The organism is Streptomyces sp. PA03-6a, from assembly GCF_033792765.1.
GTDB lineage: Bacteria > Actinomycetota > Actinomycetes > Streptomycetales > Streptomycetaceae > Actinacidiphila.
In genome coordinates this window covers 1-15,379 of record NZ_JARAVK010000222.1, presented here as the reverse complement: position 1 = coordinate 15,379, position 15,379 = coordinate 1, and the positions used below count along the sequence as shown (strand labels likewise).

The window sequence follows — 15,379 nt, the reverse complement described above, 5'->3', positions numbered from 1 at the left end:
GGGCACCGGGGCGGGGCGGCGCGTAGGCCTCGATCAGCCGCCGCGTGACGCTGGGGGCGAAGAGGGTGTCCCCTCCGGCGACGGCGTGGACGGCGGCGATCAGCCGTTCGGGACCGGCGTCCTTGAGCAGGAATCCGGAGGCCCCGGCGCGCAGCGCGGTGTAGACGTACTCGTCGAGGTCGAAGGTGGTGAGGACGAGGATCCGCGGCGGCGGGTCCGTCGCGGCGGCCAGGATGCGCTCGGTGGCGACGACCCCGCTGATCCCCGGCATCCGGATGTCCATGAGGATCACGTCGGGCGCGGTCCGCGCCGCGCGCTCCACGGCCTCCTCGCCGTCGCCCGCCTCCCCGACCACCTCGACGCCGGGCGCGGCGTGCAGCAGCGCGACGAGGCCGGCCCGGATCAGGAACTGGTCGTCGACGACGAGCACCCTGGTCATACGCCCGATGCGTCCCCTCGCCGCTCTGTCCCCCGCGCGGACGTGGGGAGCACGAGCCGTACCTCGAAGCCCTCGCCGAGCGGGCCGATGTCCACCGTCCCGCCGTAGAGCCTGGCGCGCTCCCGCATGCCGATCAACCCGTGGCCCGTTCCCGGGACGATTGTGGCCGGATCGGATCGGCCCGGTGGCGGTCCGGAGCCGCTGCCCGAGCCGCTGCCGTCATCGGTGCCGGTGCCGGTGCCGTCGTCGGTGACGGTCACCGTCAGGTGGTGCGGCTCGTAGGCGACCAGGACCCGGGCCCGCGCGAGGGGGGCGTGCTTGAGCACGTTGGTCAGCGCCTCCTGCACCACCCGGTACGCGCACAGGCCGACACCGGGGGCGACGGGCCGCGGGCCGCCCTCGATCCGCAGCTCGACGGCGAGGCCGGCCGCCCGCACCCGCTCGATCATCTCGCCCAGCCGGGTCACCGAGGGCATCGGATCGTACGAGGCCCAGCCCTCCTCCGGTTCGCCCGGCCCCGCTCGGAGCACCTTGAGCATGCGGCGCATCTCCTGGAGCGCCTCGCGGGTGGTGTCGGAGATGGTGTCGAGCGCGCCGCGGGCGGTCTCCGGGGAAGTGCGGAAGACGTACGCGGCCATGCCCGCCTGCACCGAGATCACCGACATGTGGTGGGCGACCACGTCGTGCAGCTCGCGGGCGATCCGCGCCTGCTCCTGCGCCACCGCTTCCCGGGCCCGGTCCTGCTGCTCGGTGCGCAACTGCTCGGTGAGCCGGGCCAGCCGCTCCTCGCGCTTGCCCGACACCCGGGCGGACCGGCCGAAACGGCACATCACCAGGGGGAACACCACGGCCTGGGCGGCCACGGTGGCCATCGAGCTCTGCGCCGCCGTCAGCCCGGCGTACACCCAGACCGCGCCGGTCAGCGCCGCGCAGGCCAGCCCGGTGCGCACCGGGCGCAGGGCCGCGGCGGTGTAGAGCGCGAGCAACGGCGCCATCGAGTTGACGACCGGCCAGTACCCGGCGGCGACGTACAGCGTCCAGGCGGCGCAGACGAAGACGCAGACACCGGCCGGTGCCCAGCGGCGCACGGCGACGGGCAGGTTGACCAGGGCGGTCAGCGCGTAGCCGAACTGGTCCAGCCGTATCCAGTCCCCGGGTGGCCGTTCGTGCCCCAGCAGCATGCTGGCGGCGGTGAAGCCCACCGCCAGCAGGACGTCGACCAGCCCCTTTTTCCCCACGGGCGCAGCGTAGGCCCCGGCCGTACGGGTGTGCGTCAGTCCCCTGCCGTACCGCGGAAGTTGTACGTCCTCTTCCCAAAGGTCAAACCGGCACGGGACGCCTTCCCGGCACCGCCGGCCGTAGCGTCGTCGCCGGGGGCCAGAGGGGGGCGCCCCAACACGACGGTGCCCCGTCCTCCGACGGGGGGAGGACGGGGTACCCGGTCGTACGGGTGCCGCGCGGCGCCGGAGGTCCGGCTCAGACGGACATGCGTTTGCGCAGGTTCTCGTCGACGGCGGCGAGGAACCGCTCGGTCGTCAGCCACGGCTGCTCCGGGCCGACCAGCACCGCCAGGTCCTGGGTCAGCTGGCCCGCCTCGACGACCTCCAGGCAGGCGTTCTCCAGCGTCCCGGCGAACCGGGCCAGTTCGGGGGTGTCGTCCAGCCGGGCGCGGTGGGCGAGACCGCGGCTCCACGCGAAGACCATGGCGATGGGGTTGGTCGAGGTCGGCAGGCCCGCCTGGTGCCTGCGGTAGTGGCGGGTGACCGTGCCGTGCGCCGCCTCCGACAGCACGGTCCTGCCGTCGGAGGTCATGAGGACCGAGGTCATCAGCCCCGCCGAGCCGACGCCCCGGGTGAGGACCCCGGACAGGATGTCCCCGTCGTAGTTCTTGCACGCCCAGACGTAGCCGCCGGCGCCCTTCAGGGCCGAGGCCGCCATGTCGTCGACCTGGCGGTGCTCGTAGCCCAGGCCCGACGCCTCGAACTCGCGCCGGAACTCGCCGTCGAAGACCTCCTGGAAGAGGTCCTTGAAGCGGCCGTCGTACTTCCTGAGCACCGTGTTCTTCGTGGACAGGTAGACGGGGAGACCGCGCGCCAGCCCGTAGCGGAAGGCGGCGCGCGCGAACTCGCGGATCGAGTCGTCCAGGTTGACCATGCCGAGCGCCACGCCGGCGCCCGGGAAGTGGTGGACCTCCAGCTCGACCGGGTCGGAGCCGTCGGCCGGGGTGAAGCTCAGGGCGAGGGTGCCCGCGCCGGGGATCCGCAGCTCGGTGGCCCGGTACTGGTCGCCGAAGGCGTGCCGGGCGATCACCACGGGACGGGTCCCGCCGGGCACGGCCCTCGGCACGTTCCGCAGGACGACGGGTTCGCGGAAGATCCCGCCGCCGAGGCGGTCGCGGATGGTGGCGTTCGGGGAGCGGTACATCCCCTTGAGGCCGAACTCCGCGACCCGCGCCTCGTCGGGCGTGACGGTGGCGCACTTCACGCCGACGCCGTGCCTTCCCACCGCCTCCGCCGCCTCCGCCGTCACCCGGTCGTGGGTGGCGTCCCGGTGCTCGATTCCCAGGTCGAAGCGGACCAGTTCGATGTCGAGGTACGGCAGGACCAGCTCGTCCCTGATGAACCGCCAGATGATCCGCGCCATCTCGTCGCCGTCGAGCTCGACGACCGGGTTCCTTGCCTTGATCTTGGCCATGGGAGTCGTTCTCCCTCTCACGCCGGTGACGTGTGCCCGGGGTGCACGTCGTACGTCAGGACACTCGCCACACAGCGTAACCGGATCAACGCACGGAGAAGCGGACGACATCCTCCAGGAAGGGGATCTCCAGCACCGGGTGCGGCTGCGCCATCAGCGCCAGCAGCACGATCAGGGCGCCCAGCACACCGTAGGTGATCATGTCGGTGAAGCGGCTGCGGACGGCCAGCATGCCGACCGAGGGCAGCAGCCGGCGCATCAGCGCGCCCGCGAGCAGCGCCGAACCGACCAGCACCAGGCCGGCCCGGGTGACGTCCGCGGCCACCAGCACCAGGCCGAGCAGCACCGCACCGGAGACCACGAGCACCGGCCACTGACGGGCCGGGGCCGGGGCGTGGGCGCCCATGGCCCGGCCGCCGCCCTCGGGGCGCGCGGTACCGCGGGTCAGCACCTGGAAGCGGCGGCTGCGGCCGGATTCGCCGGCCCCCTCCTCCGGCTCCGCCGCTCGCGTACGGGGACCCGTCCCGGTCATGCGTACCGGCCCTCCGCGGCCTCCACGACGTTCGCCAGCAGCATGGCCCGGGTCATCGGGCCGACGCCGCCGGGGTTCGGCGAGATCCAGCCGGCGACCTCGGCCACGCCCGGGTGCACGTCGCCGACGATCTTGCCGTTCTCGTCGCGGCTGACGCCGACGTCCAGCACGGCCGCGCCCGGTCGCACGTCCTCCGGCTTCACCAGGTGCGGCACGCCCGCGGCGGCCACGATGACGTCGGCCTGGCGCAGCTGGGCGGACAGGTCGCGGGTGCCGGTGTGGCAGAGGGTGACGGTGGCGTTCTCCGACTTGCGGGTCAGCAGCAGGCCGATCGAGCGGCCGACGGTGACGCCGCGGCCGACCACGGTGACGTGCGCGCCGTTGATCTCCACTCCGTGCCGCCGGAGCAGCTCCACGATGCCGTTGGGGGTGCAGGGCAGCGGGCCGCGTTCGTTGAGGACCAGCCGGCCGAGGTTCGTCGGGTGCAGTCCGTCGGCGTCCTTGGCCGGGTCCATCAGCCCCAGGACGCGGTTGGTGTCGATCCCCTTGGGCAGCGGCAGCTGGACGATGTAGCCGGTGCACTCCGGGTTGTCGTTGAGTTCACGGACGACCGCCTCGATCTCCTCCTGGGTGGCGGTCTCCGGCAGCTCGCGCTGGATGGACGCGATGCCGACCTCCGCGCAGTCGCGGTGCTTGCCCGCGACGTACCAGCGGCTGCCGGGGTCGTCGCCGACCAGCAGCGTGCCCAGCCCCGGGGTGACACCCCGCGCCTTGAGCGCCTGGACGCGGGTGGACAGTTCGGACTTGATCGCGGCGGCAGTGGCCTTGCCATCGAGAATCTGGGCGGTCATACCTCCATCTTCTCAGGTCCGCACACCAACGCTGGACAGCGGATGACGCCGCCCAGGACGATGTGGCCCGTCCCCAGTCCCATCCGCGCGAAAGAAGCCAACGTGAGCTACCCGCCCGGTCCCGGCAATCCGTACGGCCAGCAGCCGCCCCAGCAGCCCTACGGCTACCCGCAGCAGCCCCCGGCCCAGCCCGGTTACGGCTACCCGACGCAGCCCCAGCCTCCCTACGGCGCCGTTCCGCCGCAGGCCCAGGGCCCGTACGGCTACGGCGGCTACCCCGGGGGCCCCGCCGGTCCCGTCCCGGGCATGCCCCCGTTCGCGAGCTGGGGTGCGCGGGTGGGCGCGACGCTGATCGACTTCCTGGTCGCCGGACTCGTGCCGATGATCCTCATCGGCATCGGCTACGCGCAGTTCATCGCCGAGGTGGTCGACGCGGCCCGCGCGTGCGACGAGAGCGGCACCTACTCCTGCCCCGCGCCCACGATGCCGGGTGGCGCCATCGCCCTCATCGGCCTCGGCTTCCTGCTGTCCCTCGCCGGCAGCCTGTTCCTGTGCTACCGCGAGGGCAAGACCGGCCAGACGCCGGGCAAGAAGGCCCTCGGCATCAGCGTGCTGCGGGAGTTGGACGGCCGTCCGCTCGGCTTCGGCATGGCCTTCGTCCGCCGGCTGTGCCACGGGCTGGACGGCGCCGCCTGCTACATCGGCTACCTGTGGCCGCTGTGGGACGACAAGAAGCAGACCTTCGCCGACAAGATCCTCAACTCGGTCGTCGTCAAGACCCAGTAGGCCCGGTCCCCCGGTCCCGTCCCCGCGAAGGAAGTGAGAAGTGAGCCATCCGCCCGGCCCCGGCGATCCCTACGGACGGCAGCCACCGCAGCAGCCGTACGGCTACCCGCAGCAGCCCCCGGCCCAGCCCGGTTACGGCTACCCGACGCAGCCCCAGCCGCAGGCGCAGTCGCCGTACGGCTACCCCCAGCAGCCGCAACCGCACGCGCCGTTCGCGGCGTACCCGGGTGGTCCGGAGGTCATGCCGTCGTCGGCCAGGACGGCCCGGGCGATGCTCTTCGTGCTCGGCGGGCTGCAGATCCTGGGCGGCCTGCTGCTCCTGCTCGGGGCCGCGGCGCTCAAGAGCGTGGACGACACCGACGAACTGACCATGCCCATCGGCCTGGTATACGTCATGGGGGTGCTCTTCCTCGCCTTCGCCGTGCTGTCGATCGGCATGGGCGCCAAGTACAGGACCGGCGGCAACGGCACGCGGATCGGGTCCATCGTGATCGGCGTGCTGGTCGCGCTGAGCAGTGTCGCCACCATGATCAGCGGCGCCTTCCTGCTGCTCGCACCGCTTGCGCTCAGCGTGCTGCTGATCGTCTTCGCGGCGAAGGCCGAGACGGCGGCCTGGTTCAAGCGCCCGCAGTACTGAGCGGGTCCGCCCGCAGGCCGAAGGCCCCCGCACCGGCGGGGGCCTTCGGCGTTCCGGCACACCGGCCGGTCAGTGGAAGAAGTGCCGCGTCCCGGTGAGGTACATGGTCACGCCGGCCTTGCGCGCGGCCTCGACCACGGCCTCGTCGCGCACCGAACCACCGGGCTGCACCACGGCCTTGACGCCCGCGCCGGTGAGCACCTCCAGCCCGTCGGGGAAGGGGAAGAAGGCGTCGGAGGCGGCGTAGGAGCCCGCGGCCCGCTCCTCGCCGGCCCGCTGGACGGCGAGCTTGGCGGAGTCGACCCGGTTGACCTGGCCCATGCCGACGCCGACCGTCGCGCCGTCCTTCGCCAGCAGGATGGCGTTGGACTTCACCGCCCGGCAGGCCCGCCAGGCGAACGCCAGGTCGGCCAGCTCGTCGGCGGTCAGCGGCTCGCCGGTGGCCAGCGTCCAGGTGGCGGGGTCGTCCCCGGCGGCCTGGAGGCGGTCCTTCTCCTGCAGCAGCAGCCCGCCCTCGACCGGACGGAACTCCGTCTCCGCGACGGGCGCCTGCGGGCAGCGCAGCACGCGGATGTTCTTCTTGCGGGCGAGGACCTCGACCGCGCCCTCCTCGAAGTCCGGCGCGACGATGACCTCGGTGAAGATCTCGGCGACCTGCTCGGCCATGGCCACGCTCACCGGCCGGTTGACGGCGATGACGCCGCCGAAGGCGGACAGCGGGTCGCAGGCGTGCGCCTTGCGGTGCGCCTGCGCGACGTCGTCGCCCACCGCGATGCCGCACGGGTTGGCGTGCTTGATGATCGCGACACAGGGCTCGTCGTGGTCGTACGCCGCCCGGCGCGCGGCCTCGGTGTCGACGTAGTTGTTGTACGACATCTCCTTGCCGTGCAGCTGCTCGGCGTTCGCCAGGCCCGCGCTGCCGTCGGTGTAGAGCGCGGCGGCCTGGTGCGGGTTCTCGCCGTAGCGCAGCACGTTCTTGCGCTCGTAGGTGGCGCCCAGGAAGTCCGGGAAGGGGCTGTCGTCGGCGGGGGCGTACGAGCTCGCGAACCAGCTCGCGACCGCGACGTCGTACGCCGCGGTGTGCTGGAACGCCTCGGCCGCCAGGCGCTTGCGGGTCGTGAGGTCGAAGCCGCCCTCACGGACGGCGCCGAGCACGTCGGCGTACCGCTCGGGGCTGGTCACGACCGCCACGGACGGGTGGTTCTTGGCCGCGGCACGGACCATCGAGGGGCCGCCGATGTCGATCTGCTCGACGCACTCGTCCTCCGAGGCGCCGGAGGCGACCGTCTCGCGGAAGGGGTAGAGGTTGACCACGACCAGGTCGAAGGGCTCGACGCCCAGCTCCTCCAGCTGCCGGCGGTGGTCCTCCAGCCGCAGGTCGGCGAGGATGCCGGCGTGCACCTTCGGGTGCAGGGTCTTCACGCGGCCGTCGAGGCACTCGGGGAACCCGGTCAGCTCCTCGACCTTGGTGACCGGCACCCCGGCGGCGGCGATCCGCCCGGCCGTCGAGCCGGTGGAGACCAGCTGGACGCCCGCCTCGTGCAGGCCGCGGGCCAGCTCCTCCAGACCGGTCTTGTCGTAGACGCTGACCAGTGCGCGACGGATCTCCCGCTTGGTACTCACGGCAACAGAACCTTTCGTCCCTCAATGCGATAGCCGTCGCGGGACAACCGCCCCACGACGTCGACGAGCAGCGTGCGCTCGACTTCCTTGATGCGCTCGTGGAGCGCTTCCTCCGTGTCGTCCTCCCGGACCTCGACCGCGCCCTGGGCGATGATCGGGCCGGTGTCGACGCCGTCGTCGACGAAGTGGACGGTGCAGCCGGTGACCTTCACGCCGTACGCGAGGGCGTCGCGCACCCCGTGGGCACCCGGGAAGCTCGGCAGCAGCGCCGGGTGGGTGTTGACGAGGCGGCCGCCGAACCGGGCGAGGAACTCCTTGCCCACGATCTTCATGAACCCGGCCGAGACGACCAGGTCGGGCTCGTGCGCGGCCACCGCCCCGGTCAGTGCGGCGTCCCACGCCTCACGGTCGCCGTGGTCGGTGACCCGGCAGACGAACGTCGGCAGCCCGGCACGCTCGGCGCGCTCCAGGCCGGCGATGCCGGACCGGTCCGCGCCGACGGCGACGACGTGCAGTCCCGCGTCGAGCAGCGCCTGCAGGTTCGTGCCCGAACCGGAGACGAGCACGACGAGTCGGGCGGGGCGGGAAAGGGGCGGAAAGACTGTGGCCACTGCGGGTCATCTCTCGGGATCCGGCGCTTTGGAGGATCGTACGACTCGAAGATCGCCGGAATTCCGGGGAACTCTACGAGGCCGTCGACCGTCAGCAACGATACCGGCACACCCGACCGCCCCCACGGGACGGGGGAGCGCGCGGGCGGTAGCGTCTGGGGTGAAGAACGGCGAAGTCACACGTCCGACAACTCGAGGAGTCGACGGCAAGGGGATGACCCAGGCAAGCATGAGCAGTGGCCGAGGCCACGAGCAGGACAACCCGTTCGCCCCGCCGGCGGAGAACGCCCCCGAGCAGCCCTGGCAGCCGCGCCGGCCGGAGCAGCCCTCCGACTCCGGGGACGAGCGCCCCACGCCCACACCGCCTCCGCCGCCCCCGGCGTGGGGCGGTCAGTGGAGCGAGCGGCAGCCCGGCCGGCAGGACGGCGGCTACGGCGACCGCCCCGGTGGCGGCTACGGCGGCGGACGGCGCCCGGACGGGCCGCGCTTCGACCCCACCGACCCCGCCCAGCGGCGTGCCCGCTACGCCATGATCTGCGGCATGTGGGGGCTGTTCTTCGCCCTCTTCCTGGGCTGGACGTACGTGGGGCTGCTGCTCGGCGCCCTCGCGTTGTACTGGAGCGTCAACGCGCTGCGGATGAAGCCCGAGGAACGGGCCAAGGCCCGCGCCGAGGCGGCCGCCCTGCTGGCCGAGGGCGGCGCCACCCCTCCGCCGCAGCGGCCCACCGACCCCCGCAGCAAGCCGCAGCGCCCGGCCGCGCTCGGCGGTCTGATCATGGGCGGGCTGGCCCTCTGCGTGGTGGCGACGACCTTCACCACCCAGGTCGTCTACAAGGACTACTACTCCTGCACGCGCGACGCGCTGACCTCCTCGTCGCGCGACGCCTGCCAGCAGTTGCTGCCGACCCCGCTGCGCGACGTGCTCCACACACCCTGACGCGCCGCTCGCGCCGGCCCCGGACGGAGGCTCAGGCCTCCGACGGGGCGGCGCCGGGCAGCGCGTCGCCCCGCACCGCGTCGCCCTGCACCTCCGCTTCCTCGCCCACCGCTTCCTCGCCCCTCGCGTCCCGGCCCTCCGTCCCGGCGGCGGCGCGGCGGACCCGCACCCAGCGCACCAGCAGGGCCGTGGGCGTACCGGCGGCCGCCGTCCACCCGGCCGCCGCGAACCCGGTGAGCCACCAGGACGGCCCGAACTCCTCCAGCGCCCCGGTGCCCAGCGGCCCCGCCGCGAACCCGGTGAGCAGCGCCATGGCGATCCCGCACACCAGCCCGCCCAGGGCGGCGTGCGCCGCGGTGCGCCCGAGGCCGCACGGCTCCCGCCGGTCGACGGCGAGCACCCCCACCGCGACCCCGGCGAGCACCGGCACGACCAGTGCCACCCAGGTCAGCGACGTCCCGGGCCCGGGCTGGGGCAGCGCCGCGAGGAGCGGGAAGTCCGGCAGCACCGGCTCCCCCACCACGCCGGCCGGACGCACCGCGGCCTGGGTGCCGAGCGCGAAACCGGGGCCGAGCGCATAGGCCGCGCCCCACACGGCGGCATTCGGGATCAGCGCCACCGCCACCGCCAGCACCGCCAGCCGCCCGGACAGCGCCTCGCTGAGCCGGGTGAACGACGCCCCCGCGGCGCCGGGGTGCAGCGCCAGGGTCACCGCCGTGAGCGCCGCGCCACCCGCGACGAGGACGCAGACGCCCGCCCCCGCCGAGCGCAGCACGACCGCGGCATCCCGCAGCGGCACCGTCGCGGCCACGGTCACCCGGGACAGCCACGCCGGCAGCGGGATCCGCGGCCGCCCCCGCTCCATCCAGGCCCCCGCGGCCGCCGCGAGGGCGGCGACGAGGGGCAGGTGCACCGCGGCGCCGAGCGCGTCGCTGCGCACCGGCCCGTACGAGGTGTAGACGACCACCCCGGCGCCCACCGCGAGGTACCCGCCGATCAGCCACGCGACGGCGGACCGCGCGGCCTTGTCGTCCGAGGCCGGCGCGACGGCGTCCGCCCCCGCCCGGTACAGCAGCCACACCGGGAACGCCATGGGCAGCAGCGGCGTGACGCCGATGGGCGCGGCGACGCCGGAGAGGGTCTCGGTGCGCACCAGGCCGCCGCCGTGGGCGAGCAGCCAGCAGTCCGCGGCGACGTGGAGGGCGCCGTTCAGCCCGCTGTCGGGGAACGGCGAGACGACCCACAGGAAGAGCACGAGCATGGCGAAGCCGCCCAGGCCCAGGCCCGCGGCGACCACGCCGCCGGTGAAGGCGGGGGCGGACTCGGAGGTGCGCAGGGTCTCGTGGGCGGCCCGGATCCGGTGCACGACGTGACTCAGGGCGCTTGCGGCACTCACGGATCTCATGCTGCCAAGAACACCCCCTTTCGCCGTGGCAGCATGCGAATGACCGTCGTGTCGCGGAATATGGCGTTATGCGTTTCTTCATTCGATCCGAGTGGTCGATCGCATGAGCCGCACATCCACGGCGAGGGCCGCGAAGGCCATCAAGAAGCGAAGGCGTCCCCGGCCGGCGAAGGCCCCCGGGGCGGCGCAGGCCGGGAACGCCGCCAAAGACCCGCAGGCCGTGCAGGCGGCCGGTGCGGGGGAATCGGACGCGTCCGCGGAACGGGTGGGGCCGACGGGGGCCGAGGGGCCCCGCGACCCCGCCCCCTCGTCCGCTCCGCCCGGCGGGCAGCCGGCCCCGGAGCCGGAGGCCGCGGGCGAGGCCGGGACCGAGGACCCGGCGATCGAGGCCGTACGGATCGCCCGGGCCGCGCAGGCAGCCTTCGACGGGCTGTACACCCGCAACGCGCCCGCCCTGCTCCGCCAGGTCGAACTGCTCACCGGCAACATGCGGCTGGCCCGGCACGCCGTGCACCGCGCCTTCGACCTGGCCTGGCAGCGGTGGCCCGAGGTCGCCGTCGACCCCGACCCGGCCGGGTGGATCCGTGCGGAGGCGCACCACCACGCCCTCGCGCCCTGGCAGCAGACGCTGCCCTGGTACCGCACCCCGCCACGGGAGCGCAGCCCGTTCCAGCGGCTGCCGCGCGGCACCCGGCACGCCGTACTGCTCCACGACGGCCTGGGGCTGAGCCTGCGGCGGACGGCGGCGGAGAGCATGGCCACCACCTCCATGACCAGGCGGCGCATCGTCCGGGGGCGCGAGGCCCTGGGCGAGGGGGCGCCGGCCCGGCTGGGCGACCTGCTGGACGAGCAGCCGCAGCCGGAGTTCCCGGCGGCCATGGTGCGCGAACTGAGCGAGCAGTGGCTGCGCATCCGCACGGTGGGTGCCGTGGTGGCGACCGTGGTGATAGCGCTGGCGACCGCGGTCGGGCTGGTCTTCGGGCCGCTCAGCGACCGCGTCGCGGCCGACCACGAGCCGGTCGGGCAGCGCACCTCCGCCCCCGCGCGCTGAGCACGCCCGCACACACGCACACGGGCCCGCCCCCCGGAGGGAGCGGGCCCGTGTGCGTGCCTCCGTACGGAGGCGGGGATCAGCCCTGCAGGATGGCGCGCGCGAGGCGGGCCGTCTCCGACGGGGTCTTGCCGACCTTGACGCCGGCGGCCTCGAGGGCCTCCTTCTTCGCCTGGGCGGTGCCGGAGGAGCCGGAGACGATGGCGCCGGCGTGGCCCATGGTCTTGCCCTCGGGCGCGGTGAAGCCCGCGACGTAGCCGACGACCGGCTTGGTGACGTGCTCGGCGATGAAGGCCGCGGCACGCTCCTCGGCGTCGCCGCCGATCTCGCCGATCATGACGATCAGGTCGGTCTCGGGGTCGTCCTGGAACGCCTTCAGCGCGTCGATGTGGGTGGTGCCGATGATCGGGTCACCGCCGATGCCGACCGCCGAGGAGAAGCCGATGTCGCTGAGCTCGTACATCATCTGGTAGGTCAGCGTGCCCGACTTCGACACCAGGCCGATGCGGCCGGAGGTGGTGATGTCGGCCGGGATGATGCCCGCGTTGGACTGGCCGGGGGTGATCAGGCCGGGGCAGTTGGGACCGATGATCCGGGTCTTGTTGCCCTTGCTGCCCGCGTACGCCCAGAAGGCGGCGGTGTCGTGGACCGCGATGCCCTCGGTGATCACGACCGCGAGGCCGATCCCGGCGTCGATGGCCTCGATGACCGCGTCCTTGGCGAACTTCGGCGGGACGAAGATGACGGTGACGTCGGCACCGGTCTTCTCCATGGCCTCGGCGACGGAGCCGAAGACCGGCACCTCGGTGCCGTCGAAGTCCACGCTGGTGCCGGCCTTGCGCGGGTTCACGCCGCCGACGATGTTGGTGCCCGAGGCGAGCATGCGCCGGGTGTGCTTGGTGCCCTCGGAACCGGTCATCCCCTGGACGATGACCTTGCTCTCCTTGGTCAGGAAGATAGCCATGATGTGGTGACCTGTCCCTTACTTCGCAGCCAGCTCGGCGGCGCGCTCCGCGGCGCCGTCCATGGTGTCGACCTGCTCGACCAGCGGGTGGTTGGCGTCGGTCAGGATCTGCCGACCGAGCTCCGCGTTGTTGCCGTCCAGACGGACGACGAGCGGCTTGGTGACCTCTTCGCCCTTGGACTTCAGCAGCTCCAGGGCCTGGACGATGCCGTTGGCGACCGCGTCGCAGGCGGTGATGCCGCCGAAGACGTTGACGAAGACGGACTTGACGTCCGGGTCGCCCAGGATGATCTCGAGGCCGTTGGCCATGACCTCGGCGGAGGCGCCACCGCCGATGTCGAGGAAGTTGGCGGGCTTGACGTTGCCGTGGCCCTCACCGGCGTAGGCGACGACGTCCAGGGTGCTCATGACGAGACCCGCGCCGTTGCCGATGATGCCGACCTCGCCCTCGAGCTTGACGTAGTTGAGGCCCTTGGCCTTGGCCGCGGCCTCCAGCGGGTTGGCGGCGGCGTGGTCGACCAGCGCCTCGTGCTCCGGCTGGCGGAAGTCGGCGTTCTCGTCCAGCGAGACCTTGCCGTCGAGCGCGATGACGCGGCCGTCGGCGACCTTGGCGAGCGGGTTGACCTCGACGAGGAGCGCGTCCTCGGAGATGAAGGTCTTCCACAGGGTCTGCAGGATCTCGGTGACCTGGTCGGCGACGTCGGCCGGGAAGGCGGCCGCCTCGACGATCTCGCGGGCCTTCTCCGGGGTCACGCCCTCGATGGCGTCCACCGGGATCTGGGCGACGGCCGTCGGGTTGGTCGCCGCCACCTCCTCGATCTCCATGCCGCCCTCGACGGACGCGATCGCCAGGAAGGTCCGGTTGGCGCGGTCGAGGAGGAAGGAGACGTAGTACTCGGAGGCGATCTCCGGGGCCAGCTCGGCCAGCATCACCTTGTGGACCGTGTGGCCCTTGATGTCCATGCCGAGGATCTGGCCGGCCTTCGCCACCGCGTCCTCGGGGTCCGACGCCACCTTCACGCCGCCGGCCTTGCCACGGCCACCGGTCTTCACCTGTGCCTTGACGACAGCCTTGCCACCGAGCCGCTCCGCGACCTCGCGCGCCGCCTCAGGCGTTTCGATGACTTCACCGGCCAGCACCGGTACACCGTGCTTGGCGAAGAGGTCCCTCGCCTGGTACTCGAACAGGTCCACGCGCGTCCGTCCTTGGTTATCGCGGTTCGTTGTCTGCGTGCCGGGGCGGGTCGTCGCTGACGTCTTCGTAACGAACCATACGAACGGCCGTACGGGGGGCGCACACGTCGGCCGAGCACGCGGCATGTCCGTCTCGCAGGTTATCGCCGCGCGGGCGGCACGGGTAAATCCGAGATGGTGCGAGAGCGGTGAGAACGGTCACAGACCAGCCGTTCGGGGGGTTCCCGCGGCGGCGGGGACACGGGCGGGTCGCCCCGGCGGGAGCCGCCGGGGCGGTCCACTCACCGAGGGTGACGCGGCCGCTCCCACCCGCCCCGTCCCGGCTCACCCTCCGGGGGCGGGCTCGGGCACGGGCAGCGGCCGCTTCTCGATGGCGGCCGCCATGACCTCGGGGAAGAGATCCGGGGTGCAGGCGAACGCGGGCGCCCCCAGCGCCGCGAGCGCCGCCGCGTGCTCGCGGTCGTAGGAGGGCGCGCCCTCGTCCGACAGCGCCAGCAGTGCCACGAACTGCACACCGGACGCCTTCATCGCCGCGACCCGCTTGAGCATCCCGTCGCGTATGCCGCCCTCGTACAGGTCGCTGATGAGGACCACGACGGTCTCGGCGGGCCGGCTGATGAGGGACTGGCAGTAGGCCAGCGCCCGGTTGATGTCGGTCCCGCCGCCGAGCTGGGTGCCGAACAGCACGTCGACGGGATCGTCCAGATGTTCCGTCAGGTCGGCGACCGCCGTGTCGAAGACGACCAGCCGGGTGTCGATGCTGCGCATGGAGGCGAGCACGGCGCCGAAGACGGACGCGTAGACCACGGAGGCCGCCATCGAGCCCGACTGGTCGATGCAGAGCACGACGTCCTTGCGCACCGCCTGCGAGGCCCGGCCGTGGCCGATCAGCCGTTCGGGGACGACGGTGCCGTGCTCGGGCAGGTAGTGCCGGAGGTTGGCACGGATCGTGCGGTCCCAGTCGATGTCCCGGTGCCGCGGGCGGTGGACCCGCGCCGAACGGTCCAGCGCGCCGGTGAGGGTGGCCCGGGTCCGGGTCGCCAGGCGCCGCTCCAGGTCCTCCACGACCTTGCGGACCACCGCCCGCGCCGTCTCCTTCGTCGTCCCGGGCATCACCTTGTTCAGCGAGAGCAGTGTGCCGACCAGGTGGACGTCGGCCTCGACCGCCTCCAGCATCTCCGGTTCCAGCAGCAGCGCGGACAGCCCGAGCCGGTCGATGGCGTCGCGCTGCATCACCTGGACGACGCTGCTGGGGAAGTACCTGCGGATGTCCCCCAGCCAGCGCGCGACCTGGGGCGCCGAGCCGCCCAGCCCGGCGCTCCGCGGGGGCGGTGCACCGCCCCCGCCGTGCGGGGCGGCGCCGTACAGCGCCTCCAGTGCCTGGTCCATCGCCGCGTCCCGGCCGGTGAGCCGCCGGCCCGTGCCGTCGGCGGGCCCGCCGCCGAGCACCATCCGCCAGCGCCGCAGCCGCTCGTCGGCGTCCGTGCCCGTGCCTGTGCCCGTGTCCATGCCGGTGTCCGTGCCCGAGTCCGTCATGCGTCCCGACCCCCGTCCTCTCCGCCGGGCCCGAGCAGCAGCCGTGCCATGGACAGCGCCGCCTCCGCCCGCTCCTCGTCGAGCCCCGGGGCGAAGCCCGGCAGGCCCTCCCCCACGGC

General features: G+C 73.3%; 15 protein-coding genes. 4 read left to right on the top strand and 11 right to left on the bottom strand.

The features are described 5' to 3' along the window. From PV350_RS36155 to PV350_RS36135, 5 genes are all read right to left on the bottom strand, one after another. Window positions 1-439, bottom strand: a 439-nt coding sequence (locus PV350_RS36155) for a response regulator (protein ID WP_500337729.1), incomplete at its 3' end; no start/stop codon positions are given. Then, window positions 436-1,677, bottom strand: coding sequence for a sensor histidine kinase (locus tag PV350_RS36150; RefSeq protein ID WP_500337727.1), 1,242 nt, complete (start codon window positions 1,675-1,677; stop codon window positions 436-438). The genes PV350_RS36150 and PV350_RS36155, both read right to left, overlap by 4 nt. A 238-nt stretch (window positions 1,678-1,915) precedes the next feature. Further along, complete coding sequence (locus tag PV350_RS36145; protein ID WP_499513525.1) at window positions 1,916-3,133, bottom strand: NADP-dependent isocitrate dehydrogenase; 1,218 nt, start codon at window positions 3,131-3,133, stop codon at window positions 1,916-1,918. Window positions 3,134-3,218: 85 nt separating this feature from the next. Then, entirely contained in the window at window positions 3,219-3,665 is a 447-nt protein-coding gene (locus PV350_RS36140) for a DUF3017 domain-containing protein (RefSeq protein WP_499513524.1), read from the bottom strand. Beyond that, window positions 3,662-4,516, bottom strand: a complete 855-nt coding sequence (locus PV350_RS36135) for a bifunctional methylenetetrahydrofolate dehydrogenase/methenyltetrahydrofolate cyclohydrolase (protein ID WP_499513523.1) — start codon at window positions 4,514-4,516, stop codon at window positions 3,662-3,664. Before PV350_RS36135 ends, PV350_RS36140 begins: the two co-directional genes overlap by 4 nt. Window positions 4,517-4,618: 102 nt before the next feature. Between PV350_RS36135 and PV350_RS36130 the strand changes: the two genes are divergently transcribed. Further along, entirely contained in the window at window positions 4,619-5,302 is a 684-nt protein-coding gene (locus PV350_RS36130; RefSeq protein WP_499513522.1) for an RDD family protein, read from the top strand. A 40-nt stretch (window positions 5,303-5,342) separates the two neighbouring features. Next, complete coding sequence (locus PV350_RS36125; protein WP_499513521.1) at window positions 5,343-5,939, top strand: hypothetical protein; 597 nt, start codon at window positions 5,343-5,345, stop codon at window positions 5,937-5,939. 69 nt (window positions 5,940-6,008) lie between these two features. On the opposite strand, the gene purH is transcribed toward PV350_RS36125, so the two are convergent. Together purH and purN are read right to left on the bottom strand one after the other, a co-directional pair. Next, on the bottom strand, window positions 6,009-7,562 hold the full coding sequence (purH, locus tag PV350_RS36120) for a bifunctional phosphoribosylaminoimidazolecarboxamide formyltransferase/IMP cyclohydrolase (RefSeq protein ID WP_499513520.1): 1,554 nt from the start codon (window positions 7,560-7,562) through the stop codon (window positions 6,009-6,011). After that, window positions 7,559-8,173, bottom strand: a complete 615-nt coding sequence (purN, locus tag PV350_RS36115) for a phosphoribosylglycinamide formyltransferase (RefSeq protein ID WP_499513519.1) — start codon at window positions 8,171-8,173, stop codon at window positions 7,559-7,561. Before purN ends, purH begins: the two co-directional genes overlap by 4 nt. A gap of 229 nt (window positions 8,174-8,402) precedes the next feature. Here purN and PV350_RS36110 point away from each other — a divergent pair, with 229 nt between their 5' ends. Continuing rightward, the gene (locus PV350_RS36110) at window positions 8,403-9,110 is read left to right on the top strand and encodes a hypothetical protein (protein ID WP_499513518.1); all 708 of its coding nucleotides are present in this window, start codon (window positions 8,403-8,405) and stop codon (window positions 9,108-9,110) included. Between the two features lie 31 nt (window positions 9,111-9,141). Here PV350_RS36110 and PV350_RS36105 read toward each other — a convergent pair whose 3' ends face one another. Beyond that, window positions 9,142-10,506 carry a cell division protein PerM gene (locus PV350_RS36105; RefSeq protein ID WP_500337724.1) on the bottom strand — a complete coding sequence of 455 codons (1,365 nt, stop codon included), beginning with the start codon at window positions 10,504-10,506 and terminating at the stop codon, window positions 9,142-9,144. A 112-nt stretch (window positions 10,507-10,618) separates the two neighbouring features. Here PV350_RS36105 and PV350_RS36100 point away from each other — a divergent pair, with 112 nt between their 5' ends. Continuing rightward, entirely contained in the window at window positions 10,619-11,566 is a 948-nt protein-coding gene (locus tag PV350_RS36100) for an RNA polymerase sigma factor (RefSeq protein WP_499513516.1), read from the top strand. Window positions 11,567-11,645: 79 nt separating this feature from the next. Here PV350_RS36100 and sucD read toward each other — a convergent pair whose 3' ends face one another. The 3 genes from sucD to PV350_RS36085 all read right to left on the bottom strand — a co-directional run bounded on the left by sucD (window position 11,646) and on the right by PV350_RS36085 (window position 15,233). Next, complete coding sequence (gene sucD, locus PV350_RS36095) at window positions 11,646-12,530, bottom strand: succinate--CoA ligase subunit alpha (RefSeq protein ID WP_499513515.1); 885 nt, start codon at window positions 12,528-12,530, stop codon at window positions 11,646-11,648. 18 nt (window positions 12,531-12,548) lie between these two features. Then, the gene (gene sucC, locus PV350_RS36090) at window positions 12,549-13,724 is read right to left on the bottom strand and encodes an ADP-forming succinate--CoA ligase subunit beta (RefSeq protein ID WP_499513514.1); all 1,176 of its coding nucleotides are present in this window, start codon (window positions 13,722-13,724) and stop codon (window positions 12,549-12,551) included. A 324-nt stretch (window positions 13,725-14,048) separates the two neighbouring features. Further along, window positions 14,049-15,233 (bottom strand): VWA domain-containing protein, encoded by a 1,185-nt coding sequence (locus tag PV350_RS36085; RefSeq protein ID WP_499513513.1) that lies wholly within the window; start codon window positions 15,231-15,233, stop codon window positions 14,049-14,051. Window positions 15,234-15,379 lie beyond the last annotated feature (146 nt).